Origin of the sequence: Paracoccus halophilus (genome assembly GCF_000763905.1) — a bacterium.
GTDB classification, from domain to species: Bacteria; Pseudomonadota; Alphaproteobacteria; order Rhodobacterales; family Rhodobacteraceae; genus Paracoccus; species Paracoccus halophilus.
In genome coordinates, this window is record NZ_JRKN01000016.1 from 25,089 (window position 1) to 47,272 (window position 22,184).

Genomic DNA, 22,184 nt, shown 5'->3' on the forward strand with positions numbered 1-22,184 from the left:
GGAAATGGGGATGGCAGATGGGCATGAACGAAAACTTGTCAAAACCGCTTGACCGGCTTTCCGCTGAACTTGCCGGTGATATGGATCAGGTCAATGCCCTGATCCGCGAACGCATGGCCAGCCGGCATGCGCCCCGCATCCCCGAGGTCACCGCCCATCTGGTCGAGGCGGGCGGCAAGCGGCTGCGGCCGCTGCTGGTGCTGGCCGCCGCCCGGCTCTGCGGCTATTCCGGCGCGAACCATGTGCTGCTGGCCGCCGCTGTCGAGTTCATCCACACCGCGACGCTGCTGCATGACGATGTGGTCGATGAAAGCCGGCAAAGACGCGGGCGGCCGACGGCAAACCTGCTTTGGGACAACAAGACCTCGGTTCTGGTCGGCGACTATCTTTTCGCGCGCAGCTTCCAGTTGATGGCCGATACCGACAGCATGCGGGTCATGCGGATCCTGGCCAATGCCAGCGCCACCATCGCTGAGGGCGAGGTGCTGCAACTGACCGCCGCGCAGGACATCTCGACCAGCGAGGAAACCTATATCCAGATCGTGCGCGGCAAGACGGCGGCGCTGTTTTCCGCCGCGACCGAGGCCGGCTCGGTCATCGCCGGGGCGGATGAGGCCGTGCAGCGCGCGCTGTTCGATTATGGCGATGCATTGGGGATCGCCTTCCAGATCGTCGACGATCTGCTGGATTACGGCGGCATGAGTTCGACCATCGGCAAGAATATCGGCGACGATTTCCGCGAGCGCAAGCTGACCCTGCCGGTGATCAAGGCGATCGCCGCGGCCGGGCCGGATGAGCGCGCGTTCTGGGAACGCACCATCGGCCATGGCCGGCAGGACGAGGGCGATCTGGAGACCGCCCTGAGCCTGCTGAAACGGCACGACGCGCTGAAGGCCGCCCGCGCCGATGCCATCGACTGGGCGGCGCGCGCCAAGGCCGCTCTTGGCCCGGCGCCGGATCATCCGCTGCGCGCCATCCTGTCCGATCTGGCCGATTACGTCGTCTCGCGCATTTCCTGAGCCGATCCGCCCGGCGCATCAGAAAGCCCGGCGCGAGGCCGGGCTTTTTTCGTCTCAGGCACCCCTCAACTGTTATAGGCGTTCTCGCCATGGGTCGTGATATCCAGGCCCTGGCGCTCGTCGCTTTGCGAGACGCGCAGGCCGATCACCGCCTTGACGATCATCAGCGCCAGCCAGGACACGACGGCGGACCAGACCACCGCGACGCCCACGCCCAGCATCTGGGTCGTCACCTGCCCGGCGATGCTGTAGCCCGGGGCGACCGATCCGGTGGCGTAGTCATAGACGCCCGTGCCGCCCAGCGACGGCGCCGCGAATACGCCGGTCAGGATCGCGCCGATGATGCCGCCGACACCGTGGATGCCAAAGACATCAAGGCTTTCGTCGATCCCCAGCCGGGTCTTGAGGCTGACGACGAACCACATGCAGACCAGCCCCGCCACCAGACCGATCGCGATGGCGCCCATCGGCCCCACGAAACCGGCCGCCGGGGTTACCCCGACAAGCCCCGCGATCGCCCCCGAGACGCCGCCCAGAAGCGAGGGATGGCCCCGGAACGCCCATTCGGCAAAGGCCCAGGCAAGCGCCGCGGCGGCGGTCGCGACCACGGTGTTCAGGATCGCCATGGCGGCGGTGCCCGTGGCCTCCATGTTCGAGCCGGCGTTGAACCCGAACCAGCCGATCCACAGCAGGCAGCCGCCGATAAAGGTGAATGTCAGGTTATGCGGCGCGATCAGTTCGCGGCCATAGCCGACACGGGGGCCGACGACGATCGCGGCGACCAGGGCGGCGACACCGGCATTGATATGAATGACCGTGCCGCCGGCGAAATCCAGATCGCCATGACTGAACAGAAAGCCCGCCGGCGCGTCATGGGCACTGGGGCCGCCCCACCACCAGACCATATGGGCCATGGGCAGATAGGAAAAGACGAACCAGATCACCACGAAGGCCAGCATCGCGGTGAACTTCATCCGCTCGACCGTCGCGCCGACGATCAGCGCCGAGGCGATGCAGGCAAAGGCCATCTGGAACACGACAAAGACATATTCCGGGACAAAGACATTGGCGGTGAAGGTCTCGGCCAGCGAAGAGGTATCGACCCCCGCGAGGAACGCCTTGGAAAGCCCGCCGACAAAGGGCGTCAGCGCCGTCGCCGCATCGGCCGAGCCGGCGCCGGTAAAGGCCAGCGAATAGCCGAAGGCGACCCAGAGCAGCGCCACGACGCAGAAAATGGTCAGGACCTGCATCAGCACCGAGAGCATGTTCTTGGCCCGGACCAGGCCGCCATAGAAAAGCGCCAGCCCCGGAATGGACATGGCCATCACCAGGATGGCCGAGAGCATCATCCAGGTCGTATCGCCCTTGTCCACGATGGGCGCGACGGTGTCAGCGGTGACGGCCGCGGCTGCGGGCCCGGCGTCCTGTGCCAGCACCGGCGCCGCCAACCCGATCAGCGGCAGGGCAAGCGCCGGGATCAGGGGATGGATCGCGGTTGGTCTGTTCATGTTTCCTGCACCTTCTTTCTGCATTGCAGCAGTTTCCTGTCGGTTCAGGAAATGCCGCACGATCCTTCGGGCACAAGTTTCGCGCAGGCTCCGGCCGCCCCGGCGCGGTTCCTGCCCGGATTTCAGGCAGCAGCCGGGCGGATTGCGGCCGCATGAGGCAGTTCACCGATAGGTCATCCATGTTCTCAAGCCCCGCGCTTTGCTGTATGTTGCCGCGAAACAGGCCACAGGACTTGGCCGGGCAGGATAACAGGCATGAAGAAACCGACCGGCAAAGGCCGAATTGTGGCGGATAAGCGCAACTTCGACCAAGCGCCTCAGAAAAAACAGAAACAGGGCCCCGGCCCTGCCCGCAAACGCACGCGCCCGGGCCGTCGCGGCAATGTCATCACGCGTGGAATCAGCGGCCTCGTCTTGCTCTTGTGGCGGGTGGTCTGGGGGTCGTTCTGGCGGCTGGGCCTGACCGTGGCGCTGATCGTCGGCCTGGCCAGCTTCTACTATTATACCACCTTGCCCGAGCCTTCGGCGCTGTTCGACGGCCGCGCGCGCGGCTCGGTCACCATGCTCGACAACGGGGGCCGCGTCTTCGCCTGGCGGGGCGAGACCTTTGGCATGGTCAGCGCCGACAAGATCGCGCCGGAGCTGAAAAACGCCGTGGTCGCGACCGAGGACAAGCGCTTTTACGGCCATTTCGGGGTTTCGCCGCGCGGCATCGCCAGCGCCATCAGGATCAACATGGCTGAAGGCCGCGGCCCGCTCGAGGGCAATGGCGGCTCGACCATCACGCAGCAGGTCGCCAAGCTTCTGTGCCTGGGCGAGACCTTCGACCCGATCCGCTGGAAATCCGAGGCGGAATTCGAGGCGGAATGCCGCAAGTCCTCGATCTGGCGCAAGGTCAAGGAGGTTCCCTATGCCTTCGCGATGGAGGCGAAATATTCCAAGCAGGACATCCTCAACATCTATATGAACCGCTCGTATCTCGGCGCCGGCGCGCGCGGCTTCGAGGCGGCGGCGCAGCGCTATTTCGGCAAATCCGCGGCCGAGGTGAACGCGGCCGAGGCGGCGATGCTGGCCGGCCTGCTCAAGGCGCCCAGCTATTTCGCGCCGACCTCGAACCTGCAGCGCTCGCAGGACCGGGCCAGCGTCATTCTGGGCCTGATGCGCGAACAGGACTATCTGGACGACGCGCAATTCGCCCAGGCCAAGGCCAATCCGGCGGTGCTGTCCAAGGCGGCGGCGGACCGCGCGGGCGGTTATTTCGCCGATTGGGTGATGGAATCGGGTCCCGGTTTCCTGACCTCGGAAACGACCGAGGACGTGACCATCACCACCACCTTCGATCAGCGCGTGCAGCGCGCCGCCGAACGCGCGCTCAAGCGGGTCTTCGACGAGAAGGTGGCGCCGGGCTCCAAGGCCGAGGCGGCGGTGATCGTCATGTCGCCCGACGGCGCGGTGCGCGCCATGCTTGGCGGGCGCGACACGCAGGTGATCGGCACCTTCAACCGCGCGACCCAGGCCAAGCGCCAGACCGGGTCCAGCTTCAAGCCCTTTGTCTATGCCGCCGCGCTGGATCAGGGTTACGGGCCGAACGATCTGATCCTGGATGCGCCGCTGACGATCAATGTCCGCGGCTCGGGGCCGTGGTCGCCGCAGAACTATACGCGCAAATATTCCGGTGAGATCACGCTGACCCGCGCGCTGTCGCAATCCCTGAATACCGCGACGGTCCGGTTGCAGGAAATCGCCGGCCGCGATGCGGTGCGCCGCGTGGCGCGTGATTTCGGCGTCTCGGACGATCTGGCGAGCGGCCCCTCGCTGGGCCTGGGCGTCTCGGAATCGACGCTGTTGAACATGACCGGCGCCTATGCCGGCATCCGCAATGGCGGCACCGCCGTCAGCCCCTATGGTCTGGTCGAACTACGCATCAAGGGCGACGATCAGGCGCTGATCGGTCAGGCCGGCGGCATGGGGCAGCGCGTCATTTCGCAAAAGGCGGCGGGTGAACTGATCGGTATGATGCAGCGCGTGATCGAGGGCGGCACCGGCGGCCGCGCCAGGCTGGCGGGCCGGCCCGCCGCCGGCAAGACCGGCACGACATCGAGCTATCGCGATGCCTGGTTCATCGGCTTCACCGGCCAGTATGTCACCGGCGTCTGGATGGGGTATGACGACAACACGCCGCTCAAGGGGGTGACCGGCGGCGGGCTGCCGGCCGAGATCTGGCAGGCCGTCATGACCGAGATCCATGACGGGCTGCCGGTCGAATCGCTGGGCAATTTCGTCTTTGACGCCGAGAGTGCGGTGCCGCAGGTGGTCAGCACCAGCACCGATGGCGCCCCCGATCCCCTGGCCGAGGCGCTGGCGCAGGCGCTTGGCCAGGCCGCGCCGCAACAGCAGGCCCCGGCCGCCCCGGCCGCCGGGCGGCGCCTGCCCGACCCCGGCACGCAGGGCAATGCCGGGCCGCCCACCTTCCCGGCCGAGACCGTGACCAGCGGCCCGGCCGGCGATCTGCCCCCCGCCGATGGCGGCGGCCTCGAGGACGCGCTGACCCAGGCCCTGCGCGGCATTCCGGGCGTCTTTCCGGAATAACGCCCCCGCACGGGCAAACGAAAAGGCCGGCCCCGAAAGGGCCGGCCTTTTCCATCCGCGCCTGCCTGCCTATCCCGCCTTTTGCAGATCGGCGGTCAGCCCGGCCAGATCCCCGCCACGCCGCGCCAGCATGGCGCCGATCTCGGCCCGCTCCGAGGCAAGCATGTTCACCCCCTCGATGATGATATTGAAATAGCGGCTCTGCCCGGACTTGTCCGAGACATGCCATTCCACCTCCATCGGGCTGCGGCCATTGAGATAGGCGACCGAGGTCACGGCATAGAAGGATTTGACCTGCCTCGCGCCGGTCACCTCGATCTTCGAGCCGATGAACTCGCGAAAGCGCTTGCCGTATTTGCGCCCGATATAGCCCTGAAACGCCTGCCTGTACGCGGCAAACTCGGCCGCGCCGGCCTGACGCGCGGCAGGCCCGAGCGCCGAGCGCGCGATGATATCGACATCGGCATAGCGCGCGAAAATCGTCTCGAAGGCCTTGTACATCTGCGCCGGCGACTGGCCGGAATTGATCACCGCATAAACCTCGTCCAAGGATTTCTGGACAAGCGCGCGCGCCTGATCGGTGCTCAGCGCCCGCGCCGGCAGGGCGGCAAGCGCCAGTCCGCCAGCCATCAGGCCCAGAAAACCGCGGCGGGTCTCATTCGGCATAAGGATCAATATAATCTCCCTCCTCGCCCAGTTCGTAACGGCGATGCTGCAGCCAGATCAGCCGTGTCTGACTGTAACTATCGGCACTTTCATACAGGATGGAATCCACGGAATCGCCGAAACGCGCCCGATCACCGGCTTTTGACACGACGCGCGCGCCAAATCCGATCAGCCGCTCGTCGCGGTTCAGCCGGCTGTTCAGCGGGTCGATCACCAGATCGACCACCCGCCCGGTCGCGTCGCGCAGGGTCGAGGGGCCGATCAGCGGCAGTTCCAGATAGGGCCCCTCGCCGACCCCCCAGCTGGCCAGGGTCTCGCCGAAATCTGTATCCTCCTCGGGCAGGGCGAAATCCTTGCCGGCGGGGTCGAGAAAACCCGCCAAACCCAGGCTGGAATTCAGCAGAAAGCGAAAGGTCATGCGCGTGGCGGGCAAGGGTCTGCCCTGCAGCAGATGGTTCACCGCCTTGCCGGGCAGCGACAGGTTCGAGCCGAAATTCCCGATCGCCTCGACGGCCTTGCCGCCTGCGCCGCCCTCTGCCGCCCCTCCGGCGCCCTCGCTCAGCGGCTTGACCAGATTCTTGTCCAGACCGCGATTGAAGGCGTGAACCTTGCGGTTCATCGGCTCGAACGGGTCGTTGATTCCATCGCCCGGCCGGTCCGCGGCACAGGCGGACAGCGTGGCGGTCAGGCCAAGCGCGGCCAGAAAGTTCCTCGCAGGCAAGCTTGTGATAACCTTTTCCCGTTATGACGATCCGTGAGCACACGATTCGTGTTCCCGGCTCAAAGTGGCAATCGGGCTGTTTCACAGCCCCGGTTTGGGATATGCGCTGCGGGGATGCCGGGCAAGCCCCGGCGAACGGATCAGGAAGGAGCCGGCATGGCCTTGCCGCCGACGCGACATGACGGTGAGCGTGAATTGCGCGAGGCGCGTGGAATCGCGTGGAAGCTCTATGCCGTGGTGGGGCTGTTTTCCTTTGCGGTGAATGTGCTGATGCTGACCGGCCCGCTGTTCATGATGCAGGTCTATGACCGCGTGCTTGGCAGTCGCTCGGTCGAAACGCTGACCGCCCTGTTCCTGCTGGTGGTGTTTCTTTTCGCGATGATGGGCGTGCTGGATCTGGCGCGAAACCGTGTCATGTCGCGCATTGCCGCCCGCTTTCAGGAGCGGATGGAGGGGCGGGTGTTCACCGCCGCCTTGCAGGACGGAAACGCGTCCGGCTCGGACATCGCGGTGCGCGGCGGCATGCGCGATCTCGAGGCGGTGCAGCGCCTGATCGGCTCGCCCGTGCTGATGGCGCTGTTCGATCTGCCATGGGCGCCGTTTTTTCTGGCGGCCGTCTATATTTTCCACCCCATCCTGGGCGCGGTGGCGACCGCCGGATTGGCGGTGCTGGTGATCTCGACCCTGCTCAACCAATGGCTCAGCCGCGATTCGCTGCAGCAGGCGGCGATCGCGGGGCAATCTGCCGAACGCATGTCCGACCTCTATCGCGACGAGGGCGAGCTGATCGGCTCGCTCGGCATGCGCGCCGCCGCCTTCCACCGCTGGCAGATCGCCCGCGACCGCGCGACCGAGGCGACCATCCAGGGCGCCGACCGCGCCACCGGATTTACCGTGTTTTCCCGCACTTTTCGGCTGTTTCTGCAAAGCGCCCTACTGGCCGCCGGCGCCTGGCTGGTGCTGCGCCAGGAGGTGACGCCCGGGGCGATGATCGCCTCATCGATCCTGATGGGGCGCGCGCTCGCGCCGGTCGAACAGGTCGTCGGCGGCTGGTCCATCGTTCAGCGCGCGCAGGACGGCTGGAAACGACTTGCCGCCCTGCTGACCCGGCGGCCCGCGCTGGCCCCGCGCACGCCCCTGCCACGCCCGGCGGCGCGGCTCGAGATACGCAATCTCACCGTGATCCCGCCCGGCCAGAATGCGCCCACGCTGCGCGGCATCAGTTTCGATCTGGGTCCGGGGCAGGCTCTGGGCGTGATCGGCCCTTCGGGCGCCGGCAAGACGACGCTGGCCCGCGCCCTGATCAGCGCATGGCCCATCTCGGGCGGTTCCATCCGGCTGGATGGTGCGACGCTGGATCAATACGACCCGGACGTGCTGGGCGGCCTGATCGGCTATCTGCCGCAGCAGGTCACGCTGTTCGACGGCACCATTGCCGAGAACATCGCCCGGCTCTCGATCAGCCCCGACCCGCAGCGCATCGTCGCCGCCGCCACCGCCGCGGCGGCGCATCGGATGATTCTCGACCTGCCGCAGGGCTATGACACCCAGGTCACGCAGGGCGGCGGACGGCTTTCCGGCGGCCAGATCCAGCGCATCGGCCTCGCGCGCGCGCTCTATGCCGATCCGGCGATCTTCGTTCTCGACGAGCCCAATTCCAATCTCGACAATGAAGGTTCGACCGCGCTCAATTCCGCGATCCGGAACATCAAGGCACGCGGCGGCGCGGTGATCATCATGGCGCACCGGCCGGCCGCCATTTCGGAATGTGAACTGCTGCTGGTGATGGATCAGGGCACGCGCCGCGCCTTCGGCCCCCGCGACGAGGTCCTGAAATCCCTGGTCAAGAATGCCGAGCAGATCACCCGCGCCCAGGGCCAGGGTGGAGGTGTGACATGACCGATCCCGATCGACTGGGCCGCGCGCCCATCGCGAAACTGTCCAACGACACCAAACCGTCCGCCGGCGAAACCACACCGCGCTTTCGTGCGCAGCGCAGCGCCAGTCCGGCGCCGCAGACCCCGCCCGCGCGGCAGCGCCCGGACTGGTCGGCACGCGGCGCGATCCTGCTTGGAATCTTTGCGCTTTTCCTCTTGGTCGGCGGCTTCGGCTTCTGGTCGTGGACGGCCCGGATCGCCGGCGCCGTCGTCGCCAGCGGCCAGGTCGAGGTCGAACAGCGCCGTCAGGTCGTCCAGCATCCGGATGGCGGCGTGGTCTCGGAAATCCTCGTCCATGACAGCGAATCGGTGGTGGCCGGGCAGCCGCTGATCCGCCTGGACGGCGCGCTTCTGAACACGGAATTCACCATCGTCGAGGGGCAGTATTTCGAAATTCTGGCCCGGCGCGGCCGGCTCGAGGCCGAGCGCGCCGAAAGCACCCAGATCACCTTCCCCGAAGAACTGATCACCGTCGCCGCCACCGATCCCCAATACGAAACCTTGATGCAGGGCCAGCGCAGCCTTTTCGCCGCAAGGCTCGATACGCTGGAGCAATCGCTGGGCCAGCTTGCCAAACAGTCGGACCAGATCGAATCGCAGATCAGCGGCATCGATGCCCAGAACCAGGCCCTGCAACGGCAGCGCGAACTGATCTCGCAGGAACTGCGCGATCAACGCTCGCTTCTGGAAAAAGGGCTTGCCCAGGCGCCTCGGGTGCTGGCCCTGGAACGCGAGGCCGCGCGGCTTGACGGCCAGCTTGGCGAAATGACGGCGACCCGCGCCCGCGCGGTCACGCAGCTGGCCGAAATCGACCTTCTGCGGTTGGAAAAGATCGCCACCCGCCGCGAGGCGGCTGAAACGGAACTCCGCGATCTCGGCTACCGAGAACTGGAGCTGGCCGAACGCCGGCGCTCGCTGAGCGAACAGATCTCCCGGCTTGAAATCCGCGCGCCGGTATCGGGCGTGGTGCAGGAGTTGCAGGTCACGACGCCCCGCTCGGTCATCCGTGCCGCCGATCCGATCCTCTACATCATCCCGCAGGACCGCCCGCTGGTCGTAGCCGCCCGCGTCGCCACCATCAATATCGACGAAATCCATCCGGGCCAGGAGGTGGTGTTGCGATTCTCCTCCTTCTCCTCGCGCACCACGCCCGAGATCGACGGCGTTCTCAGCCGCGTCTCGGCCGATACGCTGATCGACGAGGCGACCCAGATCCCCTATTACCGCGCCGAGGTCACCATCCCGGCAAGCGAACTCAAGAAGCTTCAGGGCCTGGACCTGATCCCCGGCATGCCGGTCGAGGTTTATATCCAGACCGGCGAACGCAGCCCGATTGCCTATCTGGTGAAACCGCTCAGCGACTATTTCACCCGTGCCTTTCGCGAAAACTGACGAGGGGCGCGGCCCCTGTGACGCAGCCTCGTCTTTATCTGAGGCACCCCGGGGAATACCCGCAAGGCCGGGCTTCGTATCTTGTCCGGTCTGATATCGCCTCAAGTGGTTTGATACCGGAAATTACCCTACCGTTGACGGAATTATGCTCGCCGCGCCGGGTCGGGGGCCAACCTTTTCGGCGCCATGACAGGTATCCAACTTCATGCGGTGACGCCCGATCAATAGTTCGGCTGTCGCCGCAAGTTCCTGATCGCGATGCTTTTGAGTCCAGTTCAGAACATCGGCTGTGATATCAGCGATGCGGGACAGATCGCGCAAGGACAGGCGGCCGGTCACGGCAATCGCACTGCGCCGCATCACGATGTCAGCCAGACCGACAACGCGTTCATGCCCGGCAATCCAGGCGAATTCTTCAAGACTATAATCCGGGGCATGCGTCAGCATTCGGGGGGATGCACCTTCGGTCCCGGCGATTGCTTCGGCCTTGGTTCCGTAACGGTTCAGCAGGGAAAGAACCCGATCCGCACGTGCCCCGCTGGCGTTCACGATCCTCGACACCCAGGCATCCAGGGCGGCCCCGGCAGCCGGAAGGTCGCGCCCCCCCCCGATGGGCAATTCGCGGGTAGAAACCTGGCGTGGGCGCTCGAGGCGCTTCAGGATCGTATCGGCCACTTCTTCGGCGAATCCACGGAAAGTGGTCCATTTACCTCCGACCAGCGAGATGATCGGCCATTTCCGGTCACCCTCGGCTTCGGCCACGGGGGCCGAATGATCGCGGCTGATCAGACCCGGCGCCGTGCCGCCACTTGCCGGCAAAGGGCGGATGCCGGAATAGGCATAGACGATCTGATCACGTGAAAAAGCCAGCCCCGGCAGCAGGCTGCGAAGCGCATCGATGAAATAATCTATCTCATCATCCTCGCAGGCAACGGTATCGGGATCGTCGGCACGAATATCGGTCGAGCCGACCAGCGCCCGGCCCAGATAATCAAAGACCAAACAGATCCGACCGTCATCAGCCTCGAAATAGATCATGCGCCCGTCGAGCGCCGCCAGCAACGCCGGATGGTCCAGCAGGATATGCGATCCCTTGGTGCCGCCGATCATCCTTGAGGGCGCGCCAAGCACCGCATTCACCCGGTCGATCCACGGTCCTGCCGCATTGACGACAAGGCGCGGGCAAAGCTGCCTTGGGCCATCGGGCGAAGAAAGCCTGATTTCATGACCGTCAGTGCCCAAGATATCGGTATAGTTCAGCGCCTCGGACGCGGGCTGCGCCCGCATTCCATCGGCCAGCAATTCCCAGACCAGACGCTCCGGCTGGGTGACAGTGGCATCATAATAATGGCCCGCAGCGACGACAGCCGGCGTCAGCGGCGGGATTTCGCGCAGAGCCCGTCTCCGCGACCATAATTGGTGACGGGGCATGACGCGGGCGCGCCGACCATAGAAATCATACATGGTCAGCCCGATCTTCATCAGCACCGCGCCCCGGCTGCGCGGCGCGGTGGTCGATCCCAGCAGCGTCCGCAAAGCCGGTCCGATCCCCTTTAGCCAGGAAAAGATCGGGATGACGGTGGGCAGCGGACGCACCAGATGCGGCGCGTTCTTCAGCAGCAGATTCCGCTCAAGCGTGGATTGCGCGACCAGCCCCAACTCACCTGTTTCCAGATATTTGATCCCGCCATGGATCAGCCGGGAGGGCGCCGCCGAGGTCCCGCCACCGAAATCGCCCTTGTCGGTGATCACGCAACGCAGCCCCTGTTCGCACAGGTCGCGAAACAACCCCGCACCATTGATCCCCGCGCCGATGATCAGCACGTCGATATCCTGTGTCCCGCTCATGTCCTTGCCTCGCTCAGCGTCTCGATCCGGGGCCAGATGGGCGCAAGCGCCCGCGCCAGTTCGGTGAATATTCCGTATCGCGCCTCCAGATCGGCACTGCGGACCGGATCGGGGACATAGTGCCGCGTCAGCGCCGTCAGGTCGCGCGGGTCGTCGCGTGCCGAGCGATAGAGCCCCACCGCCGATCCCGCACAAAGCGCGGCACCCCAGGCCGCGGCCTCATCGGTGTCACTGACGCTGACCGGCATCCGCAGGACATCGGCGAAAAGCTGGGCAAAGAGCGGGCTCCGGGATATGCCGCCGGTCAGCCTGACCTTTTCCGGCGCAAAGCCATCGCGCAGCGCATCGACATGGCTGCGATGGTTGAAGGCGATCCCCTCGATCACCGCGCGCAGCATGTCGCCCCGGTCCTGCCAGCCACGCAGCCCGAAAAATCCCGCGCTGGCGACCGGACCCTGTGGCGAGCCAAACAGATAGGGGTGAAAGATCGCAGTCGAGGGACGCGCCATTGCGGCCTCGATCTCGGGTATGATCTCGGCGTGGAAGGCACGGCCCGCGGTCTCGGCGGCGCGGCGTTCGACACCGCAGAGCGTATCGAGGAACCAGTCATAATTCGTCGCCGATGCCGGCGAAATCGCCATGCTGTTCCATTCGCCGCACCGCAACCCGTTGCGGCAGAACCAGCGTGCATCGGTTTTCGGCCGATCCGAGACGGTTTCGTTGATCGAATAGGTTCCCGCGACGATCGCCACGACACCGCGGCGATAGCCCCCCGCACCAAGTGACGAGGCGGTGACGTCATGCAGACCGGCAGCGACCGGCGTTCCGGGGATCAGCCCGGTGAGACGCGCCGCAGCCTCGGTCACGGTCCCGGCCAGCGCATCGGGCGCGACGATGGGCGGCAGCGCGCGCGACAGCGCATCAAGGCCGAAAATCGGCAGAATATCGGCGGCGTAGCCCTGCGTGGCCAGGTCGGTGAACGAGGTGCTCGCCTCGGTCAGATCGGTCGCGATTTCACCTGTCAGACAAAAGCGCAGCCAGTCCTTGCAGGCCAGCACATGCGCGATGCGGCCAAAGCGGTCCGGATCGTGCCGCTGCATCCATGCCAACAATGCGGATGGGGCCGAGGCATGGGGCGTCTGCCCGGTTCGGTCCAGAGCCACGGCTGCTGTCCCGTCCTTGTCCCAGCCGGCGGCGACCTCGCCGGCGCGGCTGTCCAGCGACAGGATGCCGGGACCCAGCGGCTGGCGGTCGCCGCCCAGCAGGTAAAGACCATCGCCATGCGCGGTCGCCGCGATGCAGGCAATCTCGGATGCGGGTCGGGGACAGTTCGCGACGGCTTCGGCAATGGCCGCCGCGGTTTGCTGCCACAGCACACCCATATCGCGCTCGACATGGCGGGGCTTCGGCATCAGTTGCGGCACACGCCGTCTTGCCGTCGCCAAAGCGGCGCCCGCTTCATCAAAGATCACCGCCTTGGTGACGGTCAGTCCGTTGTCGATGCCAAGCAGCAGGGGCATGGGCGTCGGGCCTCTTGTTCGGTGGGGCGTGCCGGGTCGCGGCGCGCCAGGTCATCCGGATAAGTCGCTCCGGAAGTGCAAGGGCTTGGGCTTGCAAATGACAGGTGAGGAAAAGCCGGGGCGCGGCCGACGCCGCGCCCCCATTTGACGATCACTCTTCCAGCACGAAGGCCGAGGTGTATTTGTCGGCATTCTCGGCGGTGATCAGCAGGCAGTCGAAAAGCTGCTTTTCCGATGCCGCGCCGGTTTCCCCGGTCTTGATGAAATTGTCGGCCTGGCGCACGGCTTCTTCGGCGAAAACGGCGACGGGCTGCAGAACGGTGTACTGCATTTCGCCGGCCTTCACCGCCTCGACCGCATCGGGCGAGCCGTCAAAGCCGCCGACCTTGACCTGATCCAGCTTGCCGGCCTCTTTCAGCGCAGCAATGGCGCCCAGTGCCATTTCATCATTACCCGAGATGATCCCGATCACGTCAGGGTTCGCCTGCAGGAGGGACTGCGTCTTCTGATAGCCCTGCGTGCGGTCCCAGTTTGCGACTTCCTGACCTGCCTTGTTCAGATCGGGATACTGGCTCAGCACCGTTTCAAAGCCGTTCGAGCGGGTCTGTGCGTTGTTGTCGGCGGGGTTGCCGAACAGTTCGACATAATTGCCGCTGTCGCCCACCGCTTCGACCCATTGCATCGCGCCAAGGGCCGCGCCCTGCGCGTTATTGGATACGAGCTGCGCCTTGGCCAGACCTTCCTGATTGATCTCGGCATTGACCAGAAACACCGGAATGCCCGCATCGACAGCCTTCTTGACCGCCCCGATCGAGCCATCGGCATTGGCCGGGTCAAGAATGATCGCAACCGACCGGTTGGTGATCGCAGTGTCGATCAGCGTGCTTTCGGTATTGGTATCGCCCTTATGGGCCGAGACATTCGCCTCATATCCCAATTCCTCGGCGGTGGCCTTGGCGACCTCGCCTTCGGTGAACCAGTAGGGGTTCGCCGGATCGGTGACGATGATCGAAATCAGCCCCTCGGCCCAGGCGGAACCGGCCATCAGCGGCACGGTGGCGGCCGCAGCCAGCAACAGACGGCGCGTCATCTTGATCATGTTATCTTCTCCCTTTGGGTTGGTGGATCTGCCGTTTGGGCAGGCTTTCCGCCCGGCCTTGTTCTGTTTGCGGCCGGGCGGGGAGGTCTGGGGACAGGTCAGCTTTTGCGGCCACTGCGCCCGTATTGAAGCGAGTTCATCAGCACCGCCAGCACGATCACGGCGCCGGTGAAAACGGTCTGCCAGTAGGACGAGACGCCGATGATGACCAGGCCATCCGACAGAAAGCCGATCACGAAGGCCCCAAGCATGGTGCCGCGGATGGTGCCTCGCCCGCCGGTCAGCGCCGCGCCGCCGATGACGACCGCCGCGATCGCGGTCAGCTCATATGTGATTCCCGCGGTGGGGCCGGCCGAGGTCAGCTGCGATGACAGCACCAGACCGGCAATGGCCGAAAGAATACCCGACAGCGTATAGACGGTGATCTTGACCCGGCGGGTCGGCACGCCCGACAGTTCCGCCGCGCGCTCATTGCCGCCCGAGGCGTAGAGCCAGCGTCCAAAGGCCGAGCGGGACAGCATCAGCCCGGTCAGCACTGCCAGCACGGCAAGAACGATGACCGAAATCGGCACGCCTGCGATGCGGTTGAAGCCCAGCCAGTCAAAGCCGGTATTGCCCAGTTCGGGCCGCCCCGACAGGTTGTTATAGGTCAGCCCGTTGGTCATCAGCAGCGCGATGCCCCGGGCGACATACATGACGCCCAGCGTGGCCACGAAGGCCGGAACCTTGAAGACCGAAATCAGCACGCCGTTGACGGCACCGACCAGCGCACCCAGCGTGCAGGTCAGGACGACCACGGCCCAGACCGGCGGATACAGGATCACGCCCAGCGCCTGAAGCTCGATCCCCTGCATCATGGCGCCCGCGCTGACCCCCGCCAGCGCCAGAATCGAACCCACGGACAGATCAATTCCGCCATTCAGGATGACCAGCAGCATACCGATCGCGAGAATGCCATAGATCGCGACATGGCTGGACATGATCAGAAGGTTGCCGACGGTCAGATAGTTCGGCGACAGGACGGAAAAGACGATGATGATCGCGATCAGCGCAAAGAAGGCGCGGCCTTCCAGCAGCAGGCGCCCGATGCTGAAATCGCTTTTCTTCACGGGGCGGGTGACGGTGGTATCCGACATTTCTCAGGTCTCCCTCACTCTCGTCCCTCAGGCGGCCACGGACTCGCCCGAGGCGGCCATGATCTTTTCCTTGGTGACGGTTGAATCGAATTCGGCCGAAATCCGGCCCTTGTGCATGACGATGATCCGATGCGCGATGGACAGGCATTCGCTGACCTCGGAGGTCGAATAGAGCACGGCGAGCCCCCGCCGGGCCTCTTCGGCCAGCAGCCTGAACACCTCGGCCTTGGCGCCGATATCAATGCCGCGAGAAGGCTCGTCCAGCATGATCACATGCGGTTTGGTGGCAAGGATCTTGCCGATGACGACCTTCTGCTGGTTACCCCCGGACAGCGATCCGATGGCCGCATCCGGTCCCGAGGTCTTTACGGTCACTTCGCGGATGCTGTCCTCGATCAGGTCACGCTCGGCCCGTTTCCGGGTGAACAGGCCCCTGGTAAAGCTGGAAATCGAGGCCAGAGACAGGTTTTCGCCCACGCTCATGGTCTGAACCAGACCGTCGCGCTGACGGTCTTCGGGAACCAGCGCAAGGCCGCGGGCAATGCGCTCCGCGATGGACAGATGCGACACTTCGCGCCCTTCCAGCACGATCTCGCCCCCTGAGGCATGCAGCCGCCCCGCGCAGGTTTCCAGCAATTCGGTCCGGCCCGCCCCCATGAGCCCGTAGATGCAGACGATCTCGCCCGCGCGGACATCCAGCGACAGCCCCTCGACCAGATTGAAGCCACCTGCCGGATCGGGCACCGTCAGATTGCGGATCGACAGCGCGGCTTCGCCCTTGTCGCTGTCGGGGGGGCTGCCCAGATCGTAATTGTCGCCCACCATATTACGCACGATCCATTCCAGATCGATATCGCGGCGCGGCGCATAGGCCGTCATATTGCCGTCGCGCAGCACCACGGCATGATCGGTGATGGTCAGCGCTTCTTCCAGGTGATGTGAGATATAGACGATGGAAACGCCGCGCGAGGTCAGGTCGCGGATCACCTTGAACAGCACCTCGACCTCGCTGGCCGAAAGGGCGCTGGTCGGTTCGTCCATGATCAGGATACGGCTGTCCACAGACAGGGCGCGGGCGATTTCGACGATCTGCTGTTGACCCAGGCGCAATTCCTCGACCGGGGTCAGCGGATCGATATCCTCTTCCAACTCTTCCATCAGGGCGCGGGTCTGACGCTCTTCCTCGGCGAAGTTGACGCCGCCGGGACCGATGATCTCGCGGCCCATGAAGATATTGTCGCGCACCGAAAGGTTGGGGGCGAGGCTGAGCTCCTGATGGATGATCGAGATGCCGCGGTCGCGCGCCTCGGTCGAATTGTGGAACGTGACCGGCTCGCCGTCCAGGATGATCTCGCCCGCGCTCGGCTGAATGACGCCCGACAGGATCTTCATAAGCGTCGATTTTCCGGCGCCGTTTTCGCCGAACAGCGTGGTCACCTGGCCGCGATGAATGTCGAAATTGACGCCTTTCAGCGCATGGACCTGACCATAGGACTTGGCGACGTTGCGGGCGGCCAGAACGACTTCGCGCAGATCTGGATTGCCGCCGGGGATCGGGGTTTCCGGGCTCATTGGACGGTGACCTCCACCGGGGTGATCATCCAGTTCTTCGGGTTGATCAGGCGGAAAGCGCCGGTGACCTGCAATGTCCTGCCGGTCAGATTGGCGGTGTCGATGCCGTCGAGCACAGCCGCCTTCATCGCCCGGTTGATGCCCGATCCGGCGTCCTGATATTCGATCTGGTTCTTGAAAGCGCCGAATTCGATATCGCCCGGCGCATCGCGCAGATCGGTTCCGTTGATCGCGGGGCCGGTCTGAACGCGGACGGTGATATCGTCCGGCACGCCTTGCACGGCAAGCGTATAGACGCCGGATTTCGCCTCGCCCGCGGTGCCGGTCAGGGTCACGAACATGATCGCGCCGGTCGAGGCGGGGGTGCCATATTGTTCCGCCGCAGCGTTCTTGTCGTCAAGAACCGCCGCCGCGAGCGTGGCCGCATCCACCGCCTTATCCTTTACGAAAGCCTGAATCCGGGGGAACTCGGCTTGGCCGTAAGAGTCGGGCGAGAAGGCCTGCTGACGGACATCCGCCTCCGAGCCGATCGACACGACGGTCGTATCCAATGCGATGCCGATCAAAACGGCGGCCGCAACCCCCGCGCTGATCATCAGGCCGCGGCGCGAAGGTGCCGGGGCCTTGGGTGCAGATGTGTTCATGGTCTGGGCCATTGCTCGCCTCGGTCAGGAATTACATGATTGCGATGAAGTGATGGCGCGGCCTGTCGCTATGCCGCTGCCGCGATTCGCGCGGCATCCGGCTGGACGCCGTGAACGGCTGCTGGAATTCGATCGGCGCCCTGGATTCTGTTCATTTCCCGCCCCTCCCCTGGCTGGCTATGCGACCGCAGAAGGATGTCCTTCCGGCGCGACAAGAATGTTCGGATGGACCTCGCCTCTCCTCGCGATTCCATCCCGATCAGCCCACCTTATCTGAAATTTTTTTCTGTGTCTGTAAAAAAATTCATTCACCGGACCGTCGTTTTCGGCTATGCAAAAAAGACGAGGGGTTTCGCCACGGCCCGATCCGGGACTACGGCGCCGCCGCCTGACTTGCCCCAAACAGGCAATTCAAACGCGAAGGGAGGGGACGATGAACCACCACGATCCTGCACGGAACGGTCCGGCCCCGGGCATGGAGTATCACGATGGCCGGCACTGATATCATTATCGGAATCGACGCAGGCACGTCGGTCATCAAGGCCGTGGCCTTTGATCTTTCGGGGCGACAGCTGGGCGCGGCCTCGGTTCCCAATCACTATGCCACGGGCAAGGACGGATCGGCCACGCAGCCGCTGCTGCGGACCTGGCAGGATTGCGCGGCCGCGATTCGCGGGCTGGGTGAAAAGCTGCCCGATCTCGCGACCCGCACGGCGGCGCTGTCGGTGACGGCACAGGGCGATGGCACCTGGCTGGTCGGCCCGAATGGCCCGGTCGGCGATGCCTGGCTGTGGCTGGATGCCCGCGCCGCGCCGACGGTGGAAAGACTGGCGGCGACGCCGGCAAACCGGAGCCGCTTCAAAGCCACCGGCACCGGGCTGAACACCTGTCAGCAGGGCAGCCAGATGGCGCATATGGACGCCCATGTACCCGAACTTCTGGACAGCGCGGAGGTCGCCTTGCATTGCAAGGACTGGCTGTATCTGAACCTGACGGGCATTCGCGCAACCGATCCCTCCGAGGCCAGCTTTACCTTCGGAAATTTCCGTAACCGTCAATATGATGATGGGGTTATCGACGCGCTTGGCCTGACGCATCGCCGTGCCCTGCTGCCGGAAATCGTCGACGGCACCCAGATAACCCATCCGCTGACGCAAGGGGCCGCCCGCCAGACCGGCCTGCGCCCCGGAACCCCGGTCAGCCTGGGTTATGTCGATATGGTCATGACCGCGCTTGGCGCCGGGGTCTATGATTCGGGCGCGGGCGATGTGGCCTGCTCGACCGTCGGATCGACCGGGGTGCATATGCGGGCGGTAAAATCGGCCGAACTCTGCCTGAACGATCAGGGGACCGGCTATGTCATCTGTCTGCCCATCCCCGATATCGTGACGCAGGTGCAGACCAATATGGCCGCCACGCTGAACCTCGACTGGGTCCTTGCCGTCGCTGCGGGCATTCTGTCGGATGTCGGCCAGCCGGTCACGCATCGCGATCTCATAGCCCATGTCGACGGCTGGCTGGCAGCCTCGGATCCAGGGCAGATCGTCTACATGCCCTATATCTCTGACGCGGGCGAGCGGGGGCCCTTCGTGAACGCCAATGCCCGCGCGGGATTTACCGGCCTATCTGCGGGCCATCGCTATCCCGATCTGGTCCGTGCGGTAACCGAAGGGCTGGCCATGGCGATGCGCGATTGCTACGCCGCGATGGGACCGCTGCCCGGCGAATTGCGGCTGACCGGCGGTGCCGCGCGCTCGCAAAGCCTGCGCGGCATCCTGTCGGCCAGCCTGAACGCACCGATCCGCGTTTCGCAACGCGATGAGGCAGGCGCAGCGGGTGCCGCGATGATGGCGGCCGTCGCCATTGGCGCCTATCCCGACATGCAATCCTGCATCGCCGAATGGGTCACCCCCCTGCTGGGCCGGCCCGAGCCGCCCGACCCCGGACTTGTCGCAGCCTATGACCGGTTGTTCCCCGCATTCACGGCAGCGCGGCAGGCCCTGCCTCCGGCATGGGACGCACTTACAGCAACCCGCGCCGCCTTTCCGAAAGGACATTAAGATGAGCAAGGATACCGACATGATCGACCTTTTCGTCATCGGCGGCGGGATCAACGGCGCCGGCATGGCCCGCGATGCCGCCGGCCGCGGTCTCAGCGTCGTTCTGTGCGAAAAGGACGATCTGGCCGAGGGCACCTCGTCACGCTCCGGCAAGCTGGTTCATGGCGGGCTGCGCTATCTGGAATATTACGAGTTCCGGCTGGTCCGCGAAGCGCTGATCGAGCGCGAGGTTCTGATGAAATCGGCCCCGCATATCATCTGGCCAATGCGCTTCGTTCTGCCTCACAGCCCGCAAGACCGGCCGGCATGGCTGGTGCGCCTGGGCCTGTTTCTTTACGATCACCTGGGCGGGCGCAAGAAACTGCCCGGCACCCGAACGCTGGACCTGCGTCGGGACCCGGAGGGCGCGCCGCTGCTGGACCAGTACACCAAGGGGTTCGAGTATTCCGATTGCTGGGTCGATGATGCGCGGCTGGTGGTGCTGAACGCCGTCGATGCCGCCGAGCGCGGCGCCCGGGTGCTGACCCGCAGCCCGTGCATCTCGGCCCGCCGCGAAGATGGCGCCTGGACGGTCGAGACCCGGAACGAGATCACCGGCGAGATCCGCAGTTTCCGCGCACGCTGTCTGGTCAATTGCGCCGGCCCCTGGGTCAGCGACATCATCACCCGCGTGGCAGGGGCGAATTCGACCCGCAATGTCCGGCTGGTCAAGGGCAGCCACATCATCGTGCCGAAATTCTGGGCAGGCAACAACGCCTACCTGGTCCAGAACAACGACAAGCGCGTGATCTTCATCAACCCCTACGAGGGCGACAAGGCGCTGATCGGAACCACCGACATCGCCTATGACGGCAGGGCCGAAGAGGTCCAGGCCGACCCATCCGAGATCGATTATCTGATCGGCGTCGTGAACCGCTATTTCAAGGAAAAGCTGCGGCGCGAGGATGTGCTGACCTCGTTTTCGGGGGTGCGCCCGCTGTTCGACGACGGTCAGGGCAATCCTTCGGCGGTCACGCGGGATTACGTCTTCGATCTGGACGAGACCGGCGGCGCGCCGCTGCTGAATGTCTTTGGCGGCAAGATCACGACCTTCCGCGAACTGGCCGAACGCGGCATGCACAGGCTGAAGGGGATCTTTCCGGGCATGGGTCCCGACTGGACCGAGACCGCAACCCTGCCCGGCGGCGAGATCGCGAATGCCGATTACGAAAGCTTTGTCGAAACCCTGCGGAGCGGATATCCCTGGATGCCGCGCAAGCTGGTCCATCACTATGGCCGGCTTTATGGCGCACGGACGCCGGATCTGCTGGGCGGTGCCCGCGACCTGGCCGGGTTGGGGCGGCATTTCGGCGGCCAGCTTTACGAGGCCGAGATCCGCTATCTGGTGGCCAAGGAATGGGCCCTGCGTCCCGAGGACATCCTTTACCGGCGGACCAAGCATTACCTGCACCTGACCAAAGACCAGATCGGCGCGTTCGCGGACTGGTTCCACCAGTCCGATCTGGCCAAGGCGGCCTGAGGAGCAAGCCATGCCGATGACCCTGTCGCTGAACACGAACCCGCTGGTGAACCGCTTTGCCGAGCCGGATGACCTGATCGAAACCGTCGCCCGTGATCTGCGCTTGCGCGATCTGCAGCTGACACATGAATTCATCAATCCCGGCTGGCCCGCGCCGGTGATCCGGCGCCTGACCCGCCAGATGGGCGCCGCGCTGAACCGTACCGGCGTCCGTGTGACCAGCGGCATGACCGGCCCTTACGGGCGGCTGAACCATTTCGGCCATCCCGACCGCGACGTGCGGCGCTATTATGTCGACTGGTTCAAGACCTTTGCCGATATCATCGGCGATCTGGGCGGCAATTCGGTCGGCACACAATTCGCGATCTTCACCTATCGCGACTATGACGATCCGCACCGGCGCGAGGAACTGATCCGGATCGCCATCGACTGCTGGGCAGAGGTCGCGGAACACGCCAGGGCCGCCGGCCTGAAATATGTCTTTTGGGAGCCGATGAGCGTGGGGCGCGAATTCGGCGAAACCATCGCCGAATGCATGGCGCTGCAAGACCGGCTGACGGCGGCCGATATGGCCGTGCCGATGTGGATGATGGCCGATATCGACCATGGCGATGTGACCAGCGCGAACCCGGGCGATTACGACCCCTATGCCTGGGCGCGCGCGGTGCCGCGCGTCTCGCCCATCATTCACATCAAGCAATCGCTGATGGACAAGGGCGGCCACCGCCCGTTCACCGCCGAATTCAACGCCCGCGGCCGTATCCAGCCCGAGCCCTTGCTGGACGCCCTTGCGGAAGGCGGGGCGCGGGACAACGAGATCTGCCTGGAACTCAGCTTCAAGGAACGCGAGCCGAATGATCGCGAGGTCATTCCCCAGATCGCCGAAAGCGTGGCATTCTGGGCGCCGTATATCGACACCGGGGCAGACAGGCTGAATATCTGATGCCGGAGATC

16 protein-coding genes are annotated in these 22,184 nt (G+C 64.9%); 7 read left to right on the plus strand and 9 right to left on the minus strand.

What is annotated here, in order from left to right; all coding sequences use genetic code 11:
- Window positions 1-17: 17 nt before the first annotated feature.
- On the plus strand, window positions 18-1,019 hold the full coding sequence (locus IT41_RS11960; RefSeq protein WP_036741613.1) for a polyprenyl synthetase family protein: 1,002 nt from the start codon (window positions 18-20) through the stop codon (window positions 1,017-1,019).
- 65 nt (window positions 1,020-1,084) lie between these two features.
- Here IT41_RS11960 and IT41_RS11965 read toward each other — a convergent pair whose 3' ends face one another.
- Window positions 1,085-2,527, minus strand: coding sequence for an ammonium transporter (locus IT41_RS11965; protein WP_052081481.1), 1,443 nt, complete (start codon window positions 2,525-2,527; stop codon window positions 1,085-1,087).
- A gap of 255 nt (window positions 2,528-2,782) precedes the next feature.
- On the opposite strand from IT41_RS11965, the gene IT41_RS11970 reads away from it, so the two are divergent.
- Window positions 2,783-5,116, plus strand: a complete 2,334-nt coding sequence (locus IT41_RS11970; RefSeq protein ID WP_036741615.1) for a transglycosylase domain-containing protein — start codon at window positions 2,783-2,785, stop codon at window positions 5,114-5,116.
- Between the two features lie 69 nt (window positions 5,117-5,185).
- On the opposite strand, the gene IT41_RS11975 is transcribed toward IT41_RS11970, so the two are convergent.
- Together IT41_RS11975 and IT41_RS11980 are read right to left on the minus strand one after the other, a co-directional pair.
- On the minus strand, window positions 5,186-5,782 hold the full coding sequence (locus IT41_RS11975; RefSeq protein ID WP_036741617.1) for an MlaC/ttg2D family ABC transporter substrate-binding protein: 597 nt from the start codon (window positions 5,780-5,782) through the stop codon (window positions 5,186-5,188).
- Window positions 5,772-6,503, minus strand: coding sequence for an MlaA family lipoprotein (locus tag IT41_RS11980; protein ID WP_052081468.1), 732 nt, complete (start codon window positions 6,501-6,503; stop codon window positions 5,772-5,774). The genes IT41_RS11975 and IT41_RS11980 overlap by 11 nt, the downstream gene beginning before the upstream one ends.
- Window positions 6,504-6,659: 156 nt before the next feature.
- On the opposite strand from IT41_RS11980, the gene IT41_RS11985 reads away from it, so the two are divergent.
- Together IT41_RS11985 and IT41_RS11990 are read left to right on the plus strand one after the other, a co-directional pair.
- Window positions 6,660-8,402 carry a type I secretion system permease/ATPase gene (locus tag IT41_RS11985; protein WP_036741705.1) on the plus strand — a complete coding sequence of 581 codons (1,743 nt, stop codon included), beginning with the start codon at window positions 6,660-6,662 and terminating at the stop codon, window positions 8,400-8,402.
- The gene (locus IT41_RS11990; RefSeq protein WP_081967543.1) at window positions 8,399-9,832 is read left to right on the plus strand and encodes an HlyD family type I secretion periplasmic adaptor subunit; all 1,434 of its coding nucleotides are present in this window, start codon (window positions 8,399-8,401) and stop codon (window positions 9,830-9,832) included. Before IT41_RS11985 ends, IT41_RS11990 begins: the two co-directional genes overlap by 4 nt.
- Window positions 9,833-9,955: 123 nt before the next feature.
- On the opposite strand, the gene IT41_RS11995 is transcribed toward IT41_RS11990, so the two are convergent.
- From IT41_RS11995 to IT41_RS12020, 6 genes are all read right to left on the minus strand, one after another.
- On the minus strand, window positions 9,956-11,680 hold the full coding sequence (locus IT41_RS11995; protein WP_052081470.1) for a glycerol-3-phosphate dehydrogenase/oxidase: 1,725 nt from the start codon (window positions 11,678-11,680) through the stop codon (window positions 9,956-9,958).
- Entirely contained in the window at window positions 11,677-13,200 is a 1,524-nt protein-coding gene (locus IT41_RS12000) for an FGGY-family carbohydrate kinase (RefSeq protein ID WP_036741619.1), read from the minus strand. Before IT41_RS12000 ends, IT41_RS11995 begins: the two co-directional genes overlap by 4 nt.
- A 151-nt stretch (window positions 13,201-13,351) precedes the next feature.
- The gene (locus tag IT41_RS12005) at window positions 13,352-14,299 is read right to left on the minus strand and encodes a D-ribose ABC transporter substrate-binding protein (RefSeq protein WP_036741620.1); all 948 of its coding nucleotides are present in this window, start codon (window positions 14,297-14,299) and stop codon (window positions 13,352-13,354) included.
- A gap of 98 nt (window positions 14,300-14,397) precedes the next feature.
- A complete protein-coding gene (locus tag IT41_RS12010; RefSeq protein ID WP_036741621.1) occupies window positions 14,398-15,435 on the minus strand; it encodes an ABC transporter permease in 1,038 nt (345 codons plus the stop codon).
- A gap of 27 nt (window positions 15,436-15,462) precedes the next feature.
- Window positions 15,463-17,007 carry a sugar ABC transporter ATP-binding protein gene (locus IT41_RS12015; protein WP_052081472.1) on the minus strand — a complete coding sequence of 515 codons (1,545 nt, stop codon included), beginning with the start codon at window positions 17,005-17,007 and terminating at the stop codon, window positions 15,463-15,465.
- Window positions 17,004-17,651, minus strand: coding sequence for a DUF2291 family protein (locus IT41_RS12020; protein ID WP_036741711.1), 648 nt, complete (start codon window positions 17,649-17,651; stop codon window positions 17,004-17,006). The genes IT41_RS12015 and IT41_RS12020 overlap by 4 nt, the downstream gene beginning before the upstream one ends.
- Window positions 17,652-18,139: 488 nt before the next feature.
- Between IT41_RS12020 and IT41_RS12025 the strand changes: the two genes are divergently transcribed.
- The 3 genes from IT41_RS12025 to IT41_RS12035 are packed head-to-tail and all read left to right on the plus strand — an operon-like array spanning window position 18,140 to window position 22,173.
- Complete coding sequence (locus IT41_RS12025) at window positions 18,140-19,711, plus strand: FGGY-family carbohydrate kinase (RefSeq protein ID WP_036741624.1); 1,572 nt, start codon at window positions 18,140-18,142, stop codon at window positions 19,709-19,711.
- 1 nt (window position 19,712) lies between these two features.
- Window positions 19,713-21,230, plus strand: coding sequence for a glycerol-3-phosphate dehydrogenase (locus IT41_RS12030; protein ID WP_036741627.1), 1,518 nt, complete (start codon window positions 19,713-19,715; stop codon window positions 21,228-21,230).
- A gap of 10 nt (window positions 21,231-21,240) precedes the next feature.
- Window positions 21,241-22,173: a sugar phosphate isomerase/epimerase family protein gene (locus IT41_RS12035; RefSeq protein ID WP_036741628.1), complete on the plus strand. Its 933-nt coding sequence runs from the start codon at window positions 21,241-21,243 to the stop codon at window positions 22,171-22,173.
- The last annotated feature ends 11 nt before the right edge of the window (window positions 22,174-22,184 follow it).

What these genes read in the sequence shown, in the direction of transcription:
- IT41_RS11970 (WP_036741615.1), top strand. Translation starts at nt 2,783, where the DNA reads ATGAAGAAACCGACCGGCAAAGGCCGAATTGTGGCGGATAAGCGCAAC.
- IT41_RS12020 (WP_036741711.1), bottom strand. Translation starts at nt 17,651, where the DNA reads ATGAACACATCTGCACCCAAGGCCCCGGCACCTTCGCGCCGCGGCCTG.
- IT41_RS12015 (WP_052081472.1), bottom strand. Translation starts at nt 17,007, where the DNA reads ATGAGCCCGGAAACCCCGATCCCCGGCGGCAATCCAGATCTGCGCGAA.
- IT41_RS11965 (WP_052081481.1), bottom strand. Translation starts at nt 2,527, where the DNA reads ATGAACAGACCAACCGCGATCCATCCCCTGATCCCGGCGCTTGCCCTG.
- IT41_RS11960 (WP_036741613.1), top strand. Translation starts at nt 18, where the DNA reads ATGGGCATGAACGAAAACTTGTCAAAACCGCTTGACCGGCTTTCCGCT.
- IT41_RS12035 (WP_036741628.1), top strand. Translation starts at nt 21,241, where the DNA reads ATGCCGATGACCCTGTCGCTGAACACGAACCCGCTGGTGAACCGCTTT.
- IT41_RS12005 (WP_036741620.1), bottom strand. Translation starts at nt 14,299, where the DNA reads ATGATCAAGATGACGCGCCGTCTGTTGCTGGCTGCGGCCGCCACCGTG.
- IT41_RS12010 (WP_036741621.1), bottom strand. Translation starts at nt 15,435, where the DNA reads ATGTCGGATACCACCGTCACCCGCCCCGTGAAGAAAAGCGATTTCAGC.
- IT41_RS11975 (WP_036741617.1), bottom strand. Translation starts at nt 5,782, where the DNA reads ATGCCGAATGAGACCCGCCGCGGTTTTCTGGGCCTGATGGCTGGCGGA.
- IT41_RS12025 (WP_036741624.1), top strand. Translation starts at nt 18,140, where the DNA reads ATGGCCGGCACTGATATCATTATCGGAATCGACGCAGGCACGTCGGTC.
- IT41_RS11990 (WP_081967543.1), top strand. Translation starts at nt 8,399, where the DNA reads ATGACCGATCCCGATCGACTGGGCCGCGCGCCCATCGCGAAACTGTCC.
- IT41_RS11995 (WP_052081470.1), bottom strand. Translation starts at nt 11,680, where the DNA reads ATGAGCGGGACACAGGATATCGACGTGCTGATCATCGGCGCGGGGATC.
- IT41_RS12000 (WP_036741619.1), bottom strand. Translation starts at nt 13,200, where the DNA reads ATGCCCCTGCTGCTTGGCATCGACAACGGACTGACCGTCACCAAGGCG.
- IT41_RS11985 (WP_036741705.1), top strand. Translation starts at nt 6,660, where the DNA reads ATGGCCTTGCCGCCGACGCGACATGACGGTGAGCGTGAATTGCGCGAG.
- IT41_RS12030 (WP_036741627.1), top strand. Translation starts at nt 19,713, where the DNA reads ATGAGCAAGGATACCGACATGATCGACCTTTTCGTCATCGGCGGCGGG.